The following is a 17,103-nucleotide window of genomic DNA, read 5'->3' on the forward strand; positions in this document are numbered from 1 at the left end:
CCAGGCGAAAGACGCCTCGCCGGTCCGGGCGCGCTTTCGTGCAAGACCTGCTGGCGAATATCGATGAGAAAGACTCTGGACGGCGTCGCCGTTTCAAGCATGGTGGTGCTGTGCCTGATCTGGGGGCTGCAACAGGCTGCGATGAAATCGATCGCGGCAGACGTCGCGCCGCTGCTTCAGGTATCGCTGCGCTCCGGCGTCGCCGCCGTGCTGGTCTGGGTATTCGGCCGGCTGATCGTGCGCGACAAGTGGCTCAAAGGCGTCGCGCTGGGGCCGGGATCGGTGGTCGGCGTCCTGTTTGCCGCCGAGTTTCTGTTCGTCGCCGAAGGGCTGCGCTGGACCACGGCATCGCATATGGCCGTGTTTCTATACACGGCGCCGATGTTCGCCGCCGTCGGCCTGCAACTCGCGCTGCCGTCCGAACGCATGACGCGCGCGCAATGGGCGGGGATCGCGGTTTCGTTCGTGGGCATCGCGGTCACGTTCGTGGGTCCGGGTGCGGGATCGGGCGTTGGTCGGTCGGCTTCCAACTGGATGCTGGGCGACCTGCTGGGCATCTGCGCGGGTGCTGCATGGGGCATGACGACGGTTGCCGTGCGCGTGACCCGTTTGAGCGAAGCGCCCGCCACGCAGACGCTGTTCGTTCAACTGCTGTGGGCCTTTGCCGTGTTGCTGCCGTTCGCACTGTTCTCGGGGCAGTCCGCTTTTCATGGCACGACGCTCGTGTGGGCAAGCCTGGGGTTTCAGGCGGTCGTCGTGTGCTTCGTCAGCTATGTCGCGTGGTTCTATCTGCTGCGCGTTTATCTCGCGTCGCGGCTCGGCGTACTGTCGTTCATGGCGCCGCTGTTCGGCGTTGCGCTGGGCGCGCTGCTGCTGCATGAACGGCTCGAACCGACCTTTCTCGCAGGCTCGGCGCTCGTGCTGGCCGGCATGTTCGTCGTCAATGGACGCGAGTGGATGAAATACGTGTTCGCGCGGCAACGGCGCGACGGCAAGGTCGGTTCGGCATAACCGTCTCAGGCGCGCGCTGATCCGTTCATCGTGCAGCGCGGCGGCGCAGCCATTCCGCGACGAGCACGCATGCGGTGAGCCACACGGTCGACGACATGGCTCCAGCGGCGACATCGCTCGCGAAATGCACGCCGATCATCAGCCGGCTCCATGCAATCATCCCGACCAGCGCGACCGCACCGAGCACGACAGGCGGCCTCCATTGCGCGGGCAGCGTCCGCACGAGCACGTACGCGATCGCGCCGTATGTCGCGAGCGAGCCGGCGGTATGGCCGCTCGGAAAACTCCAGCTGTGCACGGACGCGAGTGCGGTGTCGTACTCGGGCCGCGCGCGCCGGATCATATGCTTCAACGTCATGTTGAGCAGGCCGTTTCCGCCCGATGCTGCGGCGAGTGTGCAGGCGAGCAGCACGTGACGCTTCGACAGCAACGCGAGCACGCCCGCCGTGCAGCAGACGGCCAGCAGCCAGGGATCGCCGAGATGCGTCGCCGTCGCGAAGAACCGCTTCGCGCCTTGCGGAACCGCTGCGCCGAGATCGAACGCAAAGGCGAGGTCGAAGCGGGGCAATCCGGGGTTGCTCAATAGCGCGTACGTGATCGCCACGAAAACTGCGCCGGCCAGGACGATGACGGCGACGCCGACGCGAGCGCCTGTATCGAAGGTCAGCACGCGTGCGCGGCCGATGCAAAACGCACCATACGCGATGCATTCCGCGACGACCAACGTCGCCACCATCAGCGCCACTGCATGCCGCCCTGCGAGACTTGCGAGTTCGATCATGACGGCCCGACTGCGTGTGCAGAATTGGACGACAGCGTTTCATCCGGACGCGCCAGCGTGAGTTCGTGCTGTAGCACGGGCACGAATGCCTTGCCGTCTTCGTCGAAGTCGTAGCGGGCGATGACAGCCTTTCTCGCGCCCGCGTCGTAGCGAATCAGATTGACGGAGTTCGAAATCTGCCCGCGTATGCGCGTCGATACGGCCGTGCCCGCCTGCACGGCCCACACAGGCCGCGCGATCTGCATGCGTTCCGCGAGCGGCAGCACATACGGCAGATGGATATGTCCGCCGACGATCAGATCGACGCCCGCCTGCGCCCATCGGCGGATCGCGGGTTCGCGGCCATGCAGCAGGTTGTGCGTGTCGTCCGCCGTCACCGACGCGACGGGCTGATGCGTGACCACGACACGCAATTGCAACGGCGTGGCATGCTCCAGCCGCCGCGCGACGCATTCGATCTGCTCCGCCGATACCTCGCCGTCCGTATGGCGCGACGGACGTGTCGTATTCAATCCGATCACGAGCAGTTCGCGCGATTCGAACTGCGGTTCGAGATTCGCGCCGAACACGCGCCGATGGTTCGCATACGGATGCAGCACGCGAGCGAACAGATTGAAGAGAGGGATGTCGTGATTGCCGGGTATCACGAGCGAAGGCGTCGCGCCGAGACGATCGACGAACGCGCGCGCCGCCGCGAACTGGGTGCGCCGCGCGCGCTGCGTGATATCGCCGGACAGCACGGCGAGATCCGGTTGCTCGTGCGCGGCGAGTCGCAGCAACGCTTCGACCACCTCGGGCCGTTCGGTGCCGAAGTGCGGATCGGAGATCTGGAGCAGCAGTGTCATGAGCGGTTCAGTGCGGCGACGTCGGCCTCGGGTTTCAGCAGATAAAGCGGCGTTTCGCCGACACGGAATTCGAGCGGCATGTCCATGTGCGTAACCTCGCCGTCCATGGCGATCTTGACACGCCTGCGCCGCTTCGACGGATGCGTGACGGTGAAGCGCCGAAACGCGAAGCCGATGATGTTGCCCGCGTCGCGCATCCGGCTGAACGCGCCGTGCAGCGACAGCACGATATGCGCAAGGCGTCCTGTCGCGCGCGGCGCAAGCGCAACCAGCAAGCCTTGCGCCAGCAAAGGCGCTTCCGCCGCGCCGACCTGTTCGAGCTGAAGGCGGTTGTTCGCGACGAACAGCGTCGAGGTGCGAATTTCCTGCATCGTGCCTTCGTGATCGACATGCAGGCGCAAATGCCTATGTCGCCGCAACAACATCAGGATGGCCGACCCGAGTGCAACGAGGCGGCTGCGTCCGAATTGCCGCTTGTAGAGTTCGCGGTGTTCGAGCATCTTCGGATACAGCCCGAGACTCGCGTTGACGAGGAACATGCGCTCGTTGACGAAGCCGACTTGCACGGGATGCGCATGCGCCGTCAGCAGCAGATCGATGGCTTGCGGGAGATCGGCGGGAATGCCGTGATCGCGGCTGAAGTAATTGAACGTGCCGCACGGCAGCACACCGAATACGCAGCCGCTGCCGATCGCCGCCTGCGCGACGGCGCACAGCGTGCCGTCGCCGCCCGCACCGACGACCGCGCCGCCGCGCGGCTGCGCGAACTCGACGGCGCGCTTCGCAGTCGCTGCGAGTTGCGACGGATCGTCGACGAGCATCAGTTCGTACTCGCGATTCGCCTTGCCAAATGCGTCGGCGAGAAGGGCGGCGGTGGCGTTACCGTGCTTGCGGCCCGAGCCCGCGTTCATCACGATCGCGAAAGGCGCGCGTGCGTCCATCCGGCGGGCAGCGTAGTGCGTGGCATCGGCGGATGGACGCGCGTCGAAGGTCATCGCGTCAATGCGCCGGGCACGAGATGGATGCGCTTTTCGGTTGCCTGTTCGACGGCGGCGCGTGTGTAGAGCAGCGGGAAGTACTCGCCGTTCAGCCACATCGGCGCGAGGTCGCGATAATGCGGGTTGTCGGGATCGCCCGATTCGCCGGGCAGATTGACGGCACGCGAGTTGTCCCAGTTGCCGACGTCGACGATCACGCGAAACGACGGTCCGTTGGTCTGCCGGAAATCGCTCGCACGATACGTCGACTGATTCGGCGTGTACGCACTGCCGCCTTTGCCCGTCGGCCCGACGTTGAGCTTTGCGCGCATGCCGGCGTCGACGAGATCGGCGAACGGATGGGCGTTCAGGTTGGTCTGCAGCTTGCCCCATTGCCATGCGCCAGCGTCCGCGCCTTGCAGACGCACCATCTCGCGATACGCGTCGCCAAGACTCGACAGCAGCACGGTGTCGCGCTTCGTCTGCGCGCCATCGCCGAAGCGTGTCTCGGGATGTTCGAGCGTGTCGAGCAGCACGGCCGTGTCCGGGGCGTCGAACGCATCCGCGGCTGTCTTCGGCAAGACGGCCTGCTTGAACGCGCGGCCGAGATGGCGCGACAGCCAGACTTCTTCCAGCGCGGCTTGCGCGGAGTTCGCGCCCATGTGCGCGTCCCAGCCCTTGAGCAGCGCGAGCGCGGCGCGCGTGTCGGCATCGTCGCCCGAAAGCGGCGCGAGCAACGCGACGAGCCGTCGCGCGGGAATCGACACGTCGTCGTTCTGCAAACGCTCGCTGTCTTCAATCGACACTTTCGGCGACGCCTTCAGCACTTCGTCGATGCGCCGATGACGCGATGCGTTGGTCCATTCGAACCCGAGCTTACGCTCCTTGTATGGATAGCCCTCGGGCAGATTCATTTCGTTCGATGTGGTGAAGTAGCCGTCCTTCGGATTGAATGCGGATGGCATCTCGTCGCGCGGCCAGAAGCCGGCCCATTCGTAGCGCCCGTCGCCCGGCACGGGCAGCAGACCGTCCCAGTTCGGACGCTTCGGTGCAAGTCCGCTCGGTACCCAGCCGATGTCGCCATGCGTGTCCGCGTACACCTGGTTCACGGTCGGCGCACCCCATGTCGACAGATCGCGCTTGAACTGCGCGTAGTTTTTCGCGCGCATATAGCGCACGGAATCGAAGTAGGGCGACATGCCGGGTTCGAGCCACGCGGTGCGCACGGCGAACGCGCGATGCTTCGCCGCCTCGGTATAGATCACGGGCCCATGCCGCGTGAACGCGAGTTCCGCCGTGACGGGCTGGCCGCCGCGCACGGCGATCTGTTCGCGCACGATGCGCATCGGCTCCCAGCGCCCTTTGTAGCGATACTCGTGCGGATTGGCGGGATTCAGCTCGTAGACGTACAGGTCTTCCTGATCGATGTTGAAGATCGTGAGGCCAAACGCAATCGTGCCGTTGTGTCCGATCGACACGCCCGGCGCGGACGGTTCGCCGCCGCCGATCAGATCGAGTGTCGGCGCGCTGACCTGCTGGATGTAGCGCAGGCTCGGCGCGGCATACGCGCGGTGTGGATCGTTTGCCATGATGGCGCGGCCCGTCGCTGATTTGTCCGGCGCGATCACCCAGTTGTTGCTGCCCTCCGTCACTTCTTCGGGATTCCGCGCGGCCGCGATGATGGTGGTCGATGCATCGGCGCTCTTGAGCGACTCGCGCGTCACGCGCACTTCCTGTGTAGCGAGCGTGAAGACCTTGAGCACGTCGTCGGGCAGGCACGGGTCGAGTCCTTCCGGCATGTGCGGCTGCCACGGCGGTTGCAAGCCGAAGCGCACCGAATCGGCATCGAGGTTGCTCTTGCAGGCGACTTTCGCGCGTGCCACTTCGCTGGTCAGATTGCGCGTGAGGCCATGACTGCGGATGCGGACCACGTCGTCGGCGGACCATTTCGCTGGCCAGTAGCCGACCGTGCGAAATTCGACCGGCAGGTGCTCGGGATGCGCGGCGAGCCAGTCGATATATGCATTCACGCCCGCTGCGAAACGTGTCGCGACCGGCTTCGCATCGGGCCCGTAGCGTTGCCACTCTGCCGCCATGTCGCCGCGATACACGAAGAGCCGCGTTGCCTTGTCCTGCTCGACATACGCGGGACCGAACACTTCCGCCAGTTGGCCGAGGCCGCGGCGGCGCCACAGATCGATCTGGAACATCCGGTCGCGCGCCGCGTTGAAGCCTTGCACGAAGAACGCGTCGTGCTCGTTCTCCGCGAAGATATGCGGCACGCCCCATTTGTCGATGAGGATATCCGTGGGGCGAGACAGCCCTTCGACCGTGATCGTTTCGTCGGGTGCGCGCTCCGCGTGCGCCGGTTGAACGGACGACGCGCCGAGCGCCGCAAAGGCAAATATGACCGCAAGAGAGTGTCTGGCCTGCACTTGTTTCCTCCTTATGGTTGCCGCGAAATGTCTCCGTGCAGGTATCGACTGTACCGGACGATCGCGGGTTTGCACGGTCGTCGGATGCGGCGCCGGGCGTTAGCGACCGTTCAATTGCGCGCGCATCGTTCAGCACCTAGTATCCATCTCGGACCAGCAGGCCGGATTGCGTCGCAGCGAGTCTGAAGCAGGCGTCGATGCGTATTCGTTCACGCTGGAAGGACTGTTCTTCGACTGGAGCAAATTCGATGCGAAAGATGAGAGCGGTACAGGTCGGCGCGGCGGGCGGGGCGCTGGAACTCGTGGAGCGCGACGTGCCGGCGCCGGGCGCGGGCCAGGTGTTGATCAAGGTGCAGGCGTGCGGCATCTGCCATAGCGACTCGATGACGAAAGACGGCCTGTGGCCGGGATTGCAGTATCCGCGCGTGCCGGGACACGAGGTCGCGGGCGTGATCGATAGCGTCGGCGCGGGCGTCGAGGGCTGGAAGCCGGGCGTGCGCGTGGGCGTGGGCTGGCATGGCGGACATTGCGGGCACTGCGCGGCGTGCCGGCGTGGCCACTTCGTCGTGTGCGAAAAAGCGCAGGTGCCGGGCATCAGCTACGACGGCGGCTATGCCGACTATCTCGTCGCGCCCGTCGAAGCGCTCGCGCGCATGCCCGACGATCTCAAGGACGTCGATGCGGCGCCGCTGCTTTGCGCGGGCATCACCACGTTCAATGCGTTGCGCAACAGCGGCGCGCGGGCGGGCGATCTGGTCGCCGTGCTCGGCATCGGCGGGCTGGGGCATCTCGGCGTGCAGTTTGCGCGGCGGATGGGTTTCAACACCGTCGCGATCGCCCGCGGCGAGGACAAGGCGCCGCTCGCGAAGCAACTCGGCGCGCATCACTACATCGACAGCCGCGCGCAGGACGTGGCCGAAGCGCTGAAGGCGCTGGGCGGCGCGAAAGTCATCCTCGCGACGGTGACGAGCGGAGACGCGATGACGGCGACTCTCGGCGGTCTCGGGCTCGACGGCAAGCTGATCATTCTCGGCGCCGCGGACAAGCCGATCGAGGTGCCGCCCGTGCAGTTCATCATGGGCCGCAACGCGGTGCAGGGCTGGCCGTCCGGTTCGTCGGCGGATTCGGAGGACACGCTCGCGTTCAGCGCGCTCGCCGACGTCAAGCCGATGATCGAGACCTATCCGCTCGAACGTGCCGCCGAAGCGTACGACCGTATGATGAGCGGCGCCGCGCGTTTCCGCGTCGTGCTGACAATGTAACAAGCGTCGGCAAGCCGCCGTCGCGGGCATGCGACGGCGGCCGCAATTCCTTCTCCGCCTTTGATAACAGGGCTCAGCGGCCGTCTAGACAGGTCTGCTGCCGCCCATCGACATCTTCCCCAGGCGGTTTCCGGTCCGGCAGCGTGTAAACTGCTGCCTTTTCAAGATTTCTGGTGGTATGGTTCAAGCCCCTCAGCGCACTGCGGTCAGCGGCCCGACGCTGGTTCGCCTGCTCGCGCGCCTGACGGCCGCCGACGTGTCCGCCTCCAGCCAGTCGCTGTCCGATCAGTTGAGCCAGTGGCTCGGCTGGACGGACGCCATTGCGCTGTCGACGGCGCTCAACGGCAAGCCGCCCGGTGTCGTTTCCGGCGCGCGGAGTGCAGGCACGGTCGAAGAGGAGTGCGCCGGCGTGCGCGCTGCGCTGGCCGATGCCATCGCTGGCGACAGCGTGCTGTCCACGCGCCGGCGGCGCGGCGCCCCGCACGCGCAGACCGCGCCGGCACAGCCCGAGGCCAGTTACGCGGATTTTCGCCAGTGCTACCTTGCGCTCCAGCAGACGATGGAAACCCGCATCGGCGCGCTGCGCGGCCGCCTGCGCAGCCTGCTGGCCGCGAAGACGCCCGAGATGACGCGCCTCGCGGTCGTGGACGCGATCATGGAGCGCTCGCTGGGCGCGCGCGAGCGCAGCCTCTTCGGCGCGGTGCCGGGCCTGCTCGGCGGCCATTTCGAGCGCCTCCGCAAGGCCGAGCGCGACGCGCAGGCAGCTGGCGCTCCGGCCGAAGCACAAGCTCAGACAGAGCCCGCAACCCGGCCCGGTGCGTGGCTCGACGGGTTCCGCAAGGACATGCAAAGCGTGTTGCTGGCCGAACTCGACATTCGTTTTCAACCGGTCGAAGGGCTGCTCGCCGCCCTTCGCATCAGCTAACTGGGACGACATGTCCAGATATCGCATTGATTTGGTAGTTGTTTTTCTCGTAGGTCTGATTGCTGCCGGTTGGGTCGGCGCAGGCTATCTCGTGTCGAACCCGCTGGCGCTCGCCGTCACGCTGCTGGTCGTCGCCTGCTATGTGGCGGGTGCGCTGGAGTTGCAGCGCTATCAGCAGGCCACGGCCACGCTGACGCGCGCGGTGACGGAACTGACCGAGGCGCCGACGCGGCTCGGCGTGTGGCTCGAACGGCTGGATGCCGGTTTGCGCACGCCGGTGCGCCTGCGTATCGAAGGCGAGCGCGTCGCGCTGCCGGGACCGGCGCTCACGCCTTATCTGGTCGGTCTGCTGGTGCTGCTCGGCATGCTGGGCACGCTGCTTGGCATGGTGACGACGCTGCGCGGCACGGGCCTCGCGCTGGACAGCGCGACGGACCTGCAGGCGATCCGCGCGTCGCTCGCCGCGCCCGTCAAGGGGCTGGGGTTCGCGTTCGGCACCTCGATTGCGGGCGTGGCGACGTCGGCGATGCTCGGGCTGCTGTCCGCGCTGTGCCGGCGCGAGCGCGCCCAGGCCGCGCATCTGCTGGACACGAAGATCGCGACGACGCTGCGCGCGTTTTCGCAGAGCCAGAAGCGCGACGAGACGTTCAAGCTGCTGCAACGCCAGGCCGACATGATGCCCGCGCTGGTCGACCGCCTTCAGGCGATGATGACGGTGATCGAGCAGCAGAGCGTCGCGCTGAACGAACGGCTGATCGCGAACCAGCATGCGTTCCACGGCAGAACGGAAGCGGCGTACTCGCGGCTCGTCTCGACGGTGTCGCAGTCGTTGAAGGACAGCGCCGCCGAAAGCGCGCGCGCCGCAAGTGAAGCGCTGCAACCGGCGCTGGAAGCGAGCATGTCCGGCCATGCGCGTGAAATGGCCTCGTTGCGCGAGACCGTCGAGCAGGCGGTGCAGCGTCAACTCGACGGACTCTCGACGGGCTTCGAAGCGAGCACGACGACCGTGGCCGACCTGTGGACCAAGGCGCTTCAGGGACAGCGGAACGCGAGCGAGTCGATGGTCGCGGATCTGCGCGCGTCGCTGGAAGGCTTCAGCCAGACCTTCGAGCAGCGTTCGAGCACCTTGCTGGACGGCGTCTCGGCGCGCCTCGATGCGACGGCGGGCCAGGTGTCGAGCGCGGCGGAAAGCGCCCGCGCCGCCGGTGCGGCGTTGCAGCCGGCGATGGAAGCGACGATGGCGGGCCATGCGCGCGAAATGGCCGCGCTGCGCGAGATCGTCGAGCAGGCGGTGCAGCGTCAGCTGGACGGTCTGTCGACGGGTCTGGAGGCCACCACGGCGACCGTCGCGGAGATGTGGAACAAGGCGCTCCAGGGGCAGCAGAACGCGAGCGAGTCGATGGTCGCGGATCTGCGCGCGTCGCTGGAAGGCTTCAGCCAGACTTTCGAGCAGCGTTCGGGCACCTTGCTGGACGGCGTGTCGGCGCGTCTCGACGCGACGGCCGGCCAGGTATCGCAAGCATGGACGGACGCGCTGTCGCAGCAGGAGCGCGCGGGTGAAAAGCTCGCCGATCACAACCGCCAGGCACTCACGACGGCTGCGGCCGCGTTCGAGCAGCATTCGGCAGCGCTGTTGCAAGCCGTCGGCCAGTCGCATGCCGGCTTGCAGGCCGAACTGGCGTCGCGCGACGAAGCGCGTCTGGCCGCATGGCGCGCGTCGCTCGAAGCCGTCGCCGCGACCTTGAACCAGCAATGGGAAGAAGCGGGCGCGCGCAGCGCGAACCGACAGCAGGAAATCTGCGACACGCTTGCGCAGACGGCCAGCGATATTTCGACGCAAACCCAGGCGCACGCGAACGGCACGATCGCGGAGATTTCGCGGCTCGTGCAGGCTGCGTCGGAAGCGCCGCGCGTGGCGGCCGAAGTGGTCGCCGAACTGCGCCAGAAACTGTCCGACAGCATGGTTCGCGACACCGCGATGCTCGACGAGCGCAGCCGTTTGCTCGCCACGCTGGAGACGCTGCTCGACGCGGTGAACCATGCGTCGACGGAGCAGCGCACGGCTGTCGATGCGCTCGTATCGACATCGGCGGGCTTGCTGGAGCGTGTCGGCACGCAGTTCACCGACAAGGTCGAAGCCGAAACCCGCAAGCTCGGCGACGTCGCCGCGCAGGTGACGGGCAGCGCCGTCGAAGTGGCGAGTCTCGGCGACGCGTTCGGCGTCGCCGTGAAGCTGTTCGGCGAATCGAACGACAAGCTGATGGCGCATCTGCAGCGCATCGAAGCCGCGCTCGACAAGTCGTTGATGCGTAGCGACGAGCAACTGGCGTACTACGTCGCGCAGGCTCGCGAAGTCATCGACCTGAGCATGTTGTCGCAGAAGCAGATCGTCGAAGATCTGCAGCAACTGGCGGGCAGGCGTGCTTCCGCGGGAGCCGACGCGGCATGAACGAGGACATCGACGGCGGCGTCGAGCCGACGACACCCATCTGGGCCGCGTTCAGCGATCTGATGTCGGTGCTGCTGGGCGCGTTCGTGCTGCTGCTCGTCGCCGTGATCGGCGTGCAGCTGGAACTCTCCGCGCGCCTCGACGACGCGGTGAAACAGCGGCAGATGGAAGCGCAGCGCCGCAAGACGCTGGAGCAGGCGCTGGCGGGCCCGCTCGCGGCGGGGCGCGTGACGCTCGTCAACGGACGCATCGGCATCAGCGGCAACGTGCTGTTCGCGCTGAACTCCGATCAGTTGCAGCCGCAGGGGCGCGATCTGTTGAAGAGTCTCGCCGCGCCGTTGTCCGCGTATCTGCGCTCGCATGACGAAATCCTGATGGTGAGCGGTTTCGCCGACGACCAGCAGGTGCGTTCCGGCAACCGGCGTTTCGCCGACAACTGGGAACTGTCGGCGCAGCGCGCGCTGACGGTGACGCGCGCGTTCATCGATTCGGGCATTCCCGCGTCGTCGGTGTTCGCGGCGGCGTTCGGTTCGGAACAGCCTGTCAGCTCGAACGCGGACAGCGAAGGGCGCGCGAAGAACCGTCGCGTGGAAATCGCGGCGGTGCCGAGGCCGTCGTCGGCGGGCAGCGCGAATCGTGAGTAAAGAAACGTGAGTCACGACGCGAGCCAATCGCAAGCGACGCTCGACGCATGGCGCGAGCAGGGCGCCGACGCGCACGATCCGCTGCGTTTTCATTTCATCGATGCGTTGGCTCGGCGCGCCGCACAGCATGACGGCGAGGCACGCCGCGTGCTCGACGCGCGCCTGTCAGCTTTGCTCGATGCCTATGCCGCCGATCTCGCAGGCCATGCGTCGAAAGCCGAAGCGGTGGAAAGCAGCGCCGTGTCGGGCAAGCCGTCGCGTGGACCGCTCGCCGGACTGGTCGATTACATCGCGAGTCAGGCGGCCGAAAACGGCGGGAGCGTGCCGTCCAGTCCCGCCGTTCACGCCGAACTGAAGGCGCTCGATTACTTCCGCGAAACCTGGTCGAAGGTCAGTGCCGAGAAGCAGTTGCGTCAATCGCTCGAACAGGTGCCGGGCAATGCCGGTCCGCTCAATTCGAGCAGCCTCGTGCATCGTTCGCTGTCGCTGATGCGCGAACTGTCGCCGGGTTATCTACAGCAGTTTCTGTCGTACGTCGACGCGTTGTCGTGGATGGAGCAGCTCACGGGCGGCGGTGTGCCGCCCGTCAAAGAGGTGCCCCGCGCCGCGAGCGCGAAGAAGGGTGCGCGCGGCAAGGCGCGCTAGTCCGCGTCGGCCTGCTTCTTGTACTGCGAAGCGAGCTTGTCCTGCTGGTTCGGCGGAACGGGGTCGTAATGGCTCAGTTCGATGTTGTAGTTGCCGTGTCCGCCCGCAATCGCGTTGAGCCGCGACTGATAGTCGGTGAGTTCCGACAGTGGCACTTTCCCCGCCACCACGACGGCATGACCCGCGAGATTGCGCGTGCCCTGCACCTGCGCGCGCCGTGACGACAGATCGCCGATGATGTCGCCCATGGTCGTCTCGGGCGTCATCACCTCGATATTGACGATGGGTTCGAGCAGGACGGGCTGAGCCTTGAGCACGGCGTCGATGAAGGCCTTGCGGCCCGCCGTGATGAACGCGACTTCCTTCGAGTCGACAGGATGGCTCTTGCCGTCGAACACGGTGATGCGCACGTCCTGCATCGGAAAGCCCGCAAGCGGCCCGTTTTCGATCACCTGCAATATTCCTTTCTCGACGGCGGGCATGAACTGGCCCGGAATCGCGCCGCCTTTGACGGCGTCGACGAACTCGTAGCCCGCGCCGCGCGGCAGCGGTTCGACGCGCAGCATCACTTCGCCGAACTGTCCCGCGCCGCCCGTCTGTTTCTTGTGACGGTGATGCCCTTCCGCCTTGCCGCCGATGGTCTCGCGATACGCGATCTTCGGCGGCCGCGTGACGACGGCCAGCTTGTACTGATCGCTGAGCCGCTCCAGCATGTGCCGCAGATGCAGTTCGCCGAGACCGCGCACGACGGTCTCGTTGGTGCCGACGGGATGTTCGATCCGCAGGCAAGGGTCTTCGGCAGCGAGCTTCTGCAGGATTTCCCACAGACGCTGCTCGTTGCCGCGCCGCTCCGGTTCGATTGCGAGGCCGTAGATCGGCGTCGGAAAGGCGAGCGGTGCGAGATGGATGTTGCCGTCTTCGGGCGCGTCGTGCAGCACGGCATCGAAGGCTATTTCGTCCACCTTCGCCGTCGCGCAGATGTCGCCGGGGCCGGCCTGCAGCACCTCTTCGTGATCCTTGCCCTGCAAGAGCATCAGATGGGCGACGCGAAAGGGCTGGCGCGCATCGCCGATATATAGCTGACTGTCGCGCCGCACCGTGCCTTGATGAATGCGGAACACAGCCATCTTGCCGATGTAAGGGTCGATCACGATCTTGAACACATGCGCGAGCACATGCTTGCCGGGATCGGGTTCGGCCTGCACCGTGTCGCGCCGTCCATCGACATCGCGATAGAAGAGAGGCGGATTGCCTTCGAGCGGGTTGGGCAGCAGCCGCACGAATACATCGAGCAGTTCCTGGATGCCCGCGCCCGTTGCCGCCGATGTGAAGCACACGGGCACCAGATGACCTTCGCGCAATGCGCGCTCGAAGGGTTCGTGCAACTGTTCCGGCTCGATCGCTTCGCCCTGTTCGAGATACAGCTCCATCAGCTTCGCATCGAGTTCGATCACCTGATCGACGAGCGCGTCGTGCGCGGACCCGACGCTCAATAGATCGGCTTCGCCCGACGGATTGAAGAAGCAGTCGACCACGGCGTGCGCGTCTTGAGCGGGCAGATTGATGGGCAGACAGTTCTTGCCGAAGGTCTCTTGTATCTCTTCGAGCAGTCGCGGCAAATCGACCTTCTCGCCGTCGATGCCGTTCACGATGATGATGCGGCACAGCTTGCGTGCTTCGGCCCACGCCATCATGCGGCGCGTGGTCATTTCGATGCCGGTGCGCGCGTTGATCACGATCGCCGCTGTTTCGACAGCGGGCAATGCGCTGATGGAGAGACCGGAGAAGTCGGGGTAGCCGGGCGTGTCGGCGAGATAGATGCGGGTGTTCTGGTAGTCCAGGTGGGCGATCGCGGAAGAGAGCGAGTGATGGTATTTGCGCTCCAGCGGATCGAAGTCGCAGACCGTCGAGCCCCGGTCGACGCTGCCTGCCGCGTGGATCGCGCCGCCTTCTTTCAGCAGCGCCTCGATGAGCGAGGTCTTGCCGCAACCGGCATGGCCGACCAGCGCGATGGTACGGATGGCTTCGGGTGGATAATCCATGACCGTCCTCATTCTGCGGCAGTGATTCGGGCATTATTGGTGAAAATGGCGCGTCCTGCCAGACGGCGCGCACCAATTTGCGAACTCGGGTATGCTGCGGCGCGGTATAAACGGATCGCGCGTGTTTCTGATAACGTGCCCCGATCCACCCAATCTTCATTGATCGCTCATCGGATTGATACCGTAATGACCCAACCGCTCCGCATCGATTTTGTCTCCGATATCGCCTGCCCATGGTGCGCAATCGGGCTTTCGTCGCTACGTCTCGCGCTGTCGCGCTTCGGCGATGCCGTGGATGCGCAGATCGTCATGCATCCGTTCGAACTGAATCCGCAGATGGGGCCCGAAGGCGAGAAGATCGTCGATTATCTCGGCAAGAAATATGGGCGCACCCCGGCGGAGATCGAAGAGACGCAAGCGATGATCCGCGAGCGCGGTGCAAGCGTCGGCTTCGCATTCGGACCGCGTACGCATGTGTACAACACGTTCGACGCTCACAGGCTGCTGCACTGGGCAGGCATCGAGGGCAAGCAGCTGCCGTTGAAGCTCGCGTTGTTGCAGGCCTATCACGGCGACGGCAAGGACCCGAGCCATCACGAAGTGCTCGTCGAAGCCGCGCAATCCGTCGGTCTCGACGCCGGGAAGGCACGCGCCGTGCTCAGCGGCACGGACTATGCGGACGAGGTTCGTGCGGAAGAACGGGAGTACCAGGCAATGGGTATCCAGTCGGTGCCGTCGATCATCTTCAATCAGCGTTACCTGGTGACGGGCGGGCAACCGGTGGAATCGTTCGAGCAGGTTATCCAGCAGATTCTCGCCGAGGACAATGCGGGCGCATGACCGTGTTTCGATTGAAAGTGGACTGCAAGAAAAAAATCTTTTGAGGTGATGGAATAACCGCTCATTGATTGCGTTTGCCCTTGAGTTGCACTGCGGGTGTTGCGAGCCGCGCTCGCGCGGCGCTCAAACAAACGTCATCAAACCTGGAGCGGTCTTGAGTCACAACCACAACACGGTTCAACCGGGGTGGGTGCGGATTGCGCACTGGATCAATGCGTTGGCTGTCGTGCTCATGGTCATGAGCGGATGGCAGATCTACGATGCGTCGCCCATCTTCCCCGTCATTCAGTTTTCTCCTTCGATCACGCTAGGCGGCTGGCTGGGCGGCGCGCTGCAATGGCACTTCGCCGTGATGTGGCTGCTGGTCGCGAACTTCATCGTCTATCTCGCGTTGAATGTCGCGTCCGGCCGCTTTCGGCGCAAGCTGCTGCCGCTCAAGGCGAAACATCTTGCCGCCGATCTGCTCGCCGCGCTGCGTGGGCGCCTGAAACATGACGATCTTGCGCATTACAACGCGCTGCAAAAGCTCGCGTATCTGGTCGTGATCGCCGATATCGTGCTGATCGTGTTATCGGGTCTTGCCGTGTGGAAGTCGGTGCAGTTTCCGCTGCTGCGCACGCTGATGGGCGGATACGACAACGCGCGCGTGGTGCACTTCGTCTGCATGAGCGTGCTGGTCGCATTCTTCGTCGTGCATGTCGCGATGGTTGCGCTGGTGCCGCGTTCGCTGCTGCTGATGATCCGGGGGCGCTGAATCATGACGATCCGCAAGCGCACACCACAGCCCGGCTCGTTTCTCGCCACGCATGGCGAGGCGATCGTTCGCGACGCGCAGCGCGAACTCAAATCGCCCGCGCGGCGCCTGTTCGGTCAGCGGCTGCTGACGCTCGGCGGCATTGCGCTGCTGTCGGGCTGCGATCTCACCAACGACAAGTCCGTGAACACGGCGCTGCGCCGCATTTCGTTTTTCAACGATGACGTGCAGGCCTTGCTGTTCGATCCGAACAAGCTTGCGCCGACATATCCCGAGTCGATGATCACGCGGCCTTTCCCATTCAACGCGTTCTATGACATCGACGACGTGCCCGAGGTCGACGCCGCTTCTTACCGCTTGCAGCTAAGTGGTCTTGCGCACGGCAAACGCACGTGGACGCTCGACGAATTGCGCGCGCTGCCGCAGGAGAGCCAGATCACGCGGCACATTTGCATAGAAGGATGGAGCGCGATCGGCCATTGGGGCGGCGTGCGCTTTGCCGATTTCCTGCGCCGGGCAGGCGCGGACACGAGCGCGAAGTATGTGTCGCTGCGTTGCGCGGACAACTATTGGACCAGCATCGACATGCCGACCGCGCTGCACGCGCAGACGCTCTTGACGCTGACCTACGACGGCGATGTGCTGCCGCCCAAATACGGCTTTCCGATGAAGCTGCGCATGCCGACCAAGCTGGGCTACAAGAATCCGAAGCACATCGTCGCCATCGAAATCACGAACCAGTACCCCGGCGGCTATTGGGAGAACCAGGGCTACAACTGGTTCGGCGGCTCGTGACGGCATCGCGTTGTTCCGTCTCCGTTGTTGATTCCTCTCTCTAAACCTGAACCAACCAGTTGGGAGCTTCTATGTCTTTTCGCATCAAATTCGGCACCGCTCTGTTGACGGCTACGCTTGCGAGCGCTGCGTTCGCGCAGACACCGGCGACGAAGCCCGCGCGCATTCGTGGAGAAATCGTCTCGCTCGACGGCGACACGCTCAAGGTGCATCGTCGCAGCGGTGACACGGTATCGATCGAAGTGAAGCCGGCCGTGACCGTTTCATCCGTCAAGCCGATGCAGCTCTCCGATATCAAGCCGGGTTCGTTCATCGGCACGGCAGCGACGACGGGCACGGACGGCAAGCTGACGGCGACGGAAGTGGTGGTGTTCCCCGAGTCCGCGCGCGGCACGGGCGAAGGGCACTATGCATGGGATCTCGGACCGAACAGTTCGATGACCAATGCGAACGTCGATACCGTGGTGCAGAGCACGAGCGGGCGCGATCTGAAGCTGTCGTACAAGGGCGGCAGCAACGTCGTGACGGTTCCGCCGAATGTGCCTATTGTCACGATCGCGCCTGCCGCGCATAGCGATCTCACGCCGGGCAAGAAGGTGTTCGTCGTCGCGACGCCTGCGTCGCAAGGCGCGTATGTCGCGCAGCGCGTCGTCGTGGAAAAGGATGGTGTCGCGCCGCCGATGTAATGCGCCAGGAAG

General features: G+C 65.1%; 15 protein-coding genes. 10 read left to right on the top strand and 5 right to left on the bottom strand.

Annotated features, from left to right (window positions below; translation table 11 throughout):
• The first annotated feature begins 63 nt into the window (after positions 1-63).
• Positions 64-1,011, top strand: a complete 948-nt coding sequence (locus tag G3N95_RS00380) for a DMT family transporter (RefSeq protein ID WP_205967976.1) — start codon at positions 64-66, stop codon at positions 1,009-1,011.
• 25 nt (positions 1,012-1,036) lie between these two features.
• Here G3N95_RS00380 and G3N95_RS00385 read toward each other — a convergent pair whose 3' ends face one another.
• Genes G3N95_RS00385 through G3N95_RS00400 form a run of 4 tightly spaced genes read right to left on the bottom strand, consistent with a single transcriptional unit; the run spans position 1,037 to position 6,049 of the window.
• Positions 1,037-1,792 carry a phosphatase PAP2 family protein gene (locus G3N95_RS00385; protein ID WP_205967977.1) on the bottom strand — a complete coding sequence of 252 codons (756 nt, stop codon included), beginning with the start codon at positions 1,790-1,792 and terminating at the stop codon, positions 1,037-1,039.
• A complete protein-coding gene (locus G3N95_RS00390) occupies positions 1,789-2,637 on the bottom strand; it encodes a metallophosphoesterase (RefSeq protein ID WP_205967978.1) in 849 nt (282 codons plus the stop codon). The genes G3N95_RS00385 and G3N95_RS00390 overlap by 4 nt, the downstream gene beginning before the upstream one ends.
• Positions 2,634-3,632 carry a diacylglycerol kinase family protein gene (locus G3N95_RS00395; RefSeq protein ID WP_205967979.1) on the bottom strand — a complete coding sequence of 333 codons (999 nt, stop codon included), beginning with the start codon at positions 3,630-3,632 and terminating at the stop codon, positions 2,634-2,636. The genes G3N95_RS00390 and G3N95_RS00395 overlap by 4 nt, the downstream gene beginning before the upstream one ends.
• Positions 3,629-6,049 (bottom strand): penicillin acylase family protein, encoded by a 2,421-nt coding sequence (locus tag G3N95_RS00400; protein ID WP_205967980.1) that lies wholly within the window; start codon positions 6,047-6,049, stop codon positions 3,629-3,631. The genes G3N95_RS00395 and G3N95_RS00400 overlap by 4 nt, the downstream gene beginning before the upstream one ends.
• A 248-nt stretch (positions 6,050-6,297) precedes the next feature.
• Between G3N95_RS00400 and G3N95_RS00405 the strand changes: the two genes are divergently transcribed.
• The 5 genes from G3N95_RS00405 (at position 6,298) to G3N95_RS00425 (ending at position 11,974) form a co-directional block, all read left to right on the top strand.
• Positions 6,298-7,311, top strand: a complete 1,014-nt coding sequence (locus tag G3N95_RS00405) for an alcohol dehydrogenase (RefSeq protein ID WP_205967981.1) — start codon at positions 6,298-6,300, stop codon at positions 7,309-7,311.
• 178 nt (positions 7,312-7,489) lie between these two features.
• Complete coding sequence (locus G3N95_RS00410) at positions 7,490-8,236, top strand: DUF3348 domain-containing protein (protein ID WP_205967982.1); 747 nt, start codon at positions 7,490-7,492, stop codon at positions 8,234-8,236.
• Between the two features lie 10 nt (positions 8,237-8,246).
• Positions 8,247-10,685, top strand: coding sequence for a DUF802 domain-containing protein (locus G3N95_RS00415; protein ID WP_205967983.1), 2,439 nt, complete (start codon positions 8,247-8,249; stop codon positions 10,683-10,685).
• Positions 10,682-11,329, top strand: a complete 648-nt coding sequence (locus G3N95_RS00420) for an OmpA family protein (RefSeq protein WP_205967984.1) — start codon at positions 10,682-10,684, stop codon at positions 11,327-11,329. The genes G3N95_RS00415 and G3N95_RS00420 overlap by 4 nt, the downstream gene beginning before the upstream one ends.
• A gap of 6 nt (positions 11,330-11,335) precedes the next feature.
• Complete coding sequence (locus tag G3N95_RS00425) at positions 11,336-11,974, top strand: DUF2894 domain-containing protein (RefSeq protein ID WP_205967985.1); 639 nt, start codon at positions 11,336-11,338, stop codon at positions 11,972-11,974.
• Here the strand turns inward: G3N95_RS00425 and fusA are convergent.
• On the bottom strand, positions 11,971-14,016 hold the full coding sequence (gene fusA, locus G3N95_RS00430) for an elongation factor G (protein WP_205967986.1): 2,046 nt from the start codon (positions 14,014-14,016) through the stop codon (positions 11,971-11,973). The genes G3N95_RS00425 and fusA overlap by 4 nt on opposite strands.
• A 186-nt stretch (positions 14,017-14,202) precedes the next feature.
• On the opposite strand from fusA, the gene G3N95_RS00435 reads away from it, so the two are divergent.
• From G3N95_RS00435 to G3N95_RS00450, 4 genes are all read left to right on the top strand, one after another.
• The gene (locus G3N95_RS00435; RefSeq protein WP_205967987.1) at positions 14,203-14,856 is read left to right on the top strand and encodes a DsbA family oxidoreductase; all 654 of its coding nucleotides are present in this window, start codon (positions 14,203-14,205) and stop codon (positions 14,854-14,856) included.
• A 154-nt stretch (positions 14,857-15,010) separates the two neighbouring features.
• Positions 15,011-15,610 carry a cytochrome b/b6 domain-containing protein gene (locus G3N95_RS00440; RefSeq protein WP_205967988.1) on the top strand — a complete coding sequence of 200 codons (600 nt, stop codon included), beginning with the start codon at positions 15,011-15,013 and terminating at the stop codon, positions 15,608-15,610.
• Positions 15,611-15,613: 3 nt separating this feature from the next.
• Positions 15,614-16,405, top strand: a complete 792-nt coding sequence (locus G3N95_RS00445) for a molybdopterin-dependent oxidoreductase (RefSeq protein WP_205967989.1) — start codon at positions 15,614-15,616, stop codon at positions 16,403-16,405.
• Positions 16,406-16,476: 71 nt separating this feature from the next.
• Positions 16,477-17,091 carry a hypothetical protein gene (locus G3N95_RS00450; RefSeq protein ID WP_205967990.1) on the top strand — a complete coding sequence of 205 codons (615 nt, stop codon included), beginning with the start codon at positions 16,477-16,479 and terminating at the stop codon, positions 17,089-17,091.
• Positions 17,092-17,103 lie beyond the last annotated feature (12 nt).

It is taken from the genome of Paraburkholderia sp. Tr-20389, assembly GCF_017104565.1.
In the GTDB taxonomy this organism is placed as follows: domain Bacteria; phylum Pseudomonadota; class Gammaproteobacteria; order Burkholderiales; family Burkholderiaceae; genus Paraburkholderia.

Coding starts and splice junctions, on each gene's coding strand:
- G3N95_RS00410 (WP_205967982.1), top strand. CDS start 7,490: ATGGTTCAAGCCCCTCAGCGCACTGCGGTCAGCGGCCCGACGCTGGTT.
- G3N95_RS00415 (WP_205967983.1), top strand. CDS start 8,247: ATGTCCAGATATCGCATTGATTTGGTAGTTGTTTTTCTCGTAGGTCTG.
- G3N95_RS00445 (WP_205967989.1), top strand. CDS start 15,614: ATGACGATCCGCAAGCGCACACCACAGCCCGGCTCGTTTCTCGCCACG.
- G3N95_RS00385 (WP_205967977.1), bottom strand. CDS start 1,792: ATGATCGAACTCGCAAGTCTCGCAGGGCGGCATGCAGTGGCGCTGATG.
- G3N95_RS00420 (WP_205967984.1), top strand. CDS start 10,682: ATGAACGAGGACATCGACGGCGGCGTCGAGCCGACGACACCCATCTGG.
- G3N95_RS00450 (WP_205967990.1), top strand. CDS start 16,477: ATGTCTTTTCGCATCAAATTCGGCACCGCTCTGTTGACGGCTACGCTT.
- G3N95_RS00390 (WP_205967978.1), bottom strand. CDS start 2,637: ATGACACTGCTGCTCCAGATCTCCGATCCGCACTTCGGCACCGAACGG.
- G3N95_RS00435 (WP_205967987.1), top strand. CDS start 14,203: ATGACCCAACCGCTCCGCATCGATTTTGTCTCCGATATCGCCTGCCCA.
- G3N95_RS00405 (WP_205967981.1), top strand. CDS start 6,298: ATGCGAAAGATGAGAGCGGTACAGGTCGGCGCGGCGGGCGGGGCGCTG.
- G3N95_RS00380 (WP_205967976.1), top strand. CDS start 64: ATGAGAAAGACTCTGGACGGCGTCGCCGTTTCAAGCATGGTGGTGCTG.
- G3N95_RS00395 (WP_205967979.1), bottom strand. CDS start 3,632: ATGACCTTCGACGCGCGTCCATCCGCCGATGCCACGCACTACGCTGCC.
- fusA (WP_205967986.1), bottom strand. CDS start 14,016: ATGGATTATCCACCCGAAGCCATCCGTACCATCGCGCTGGTCGGCCAT.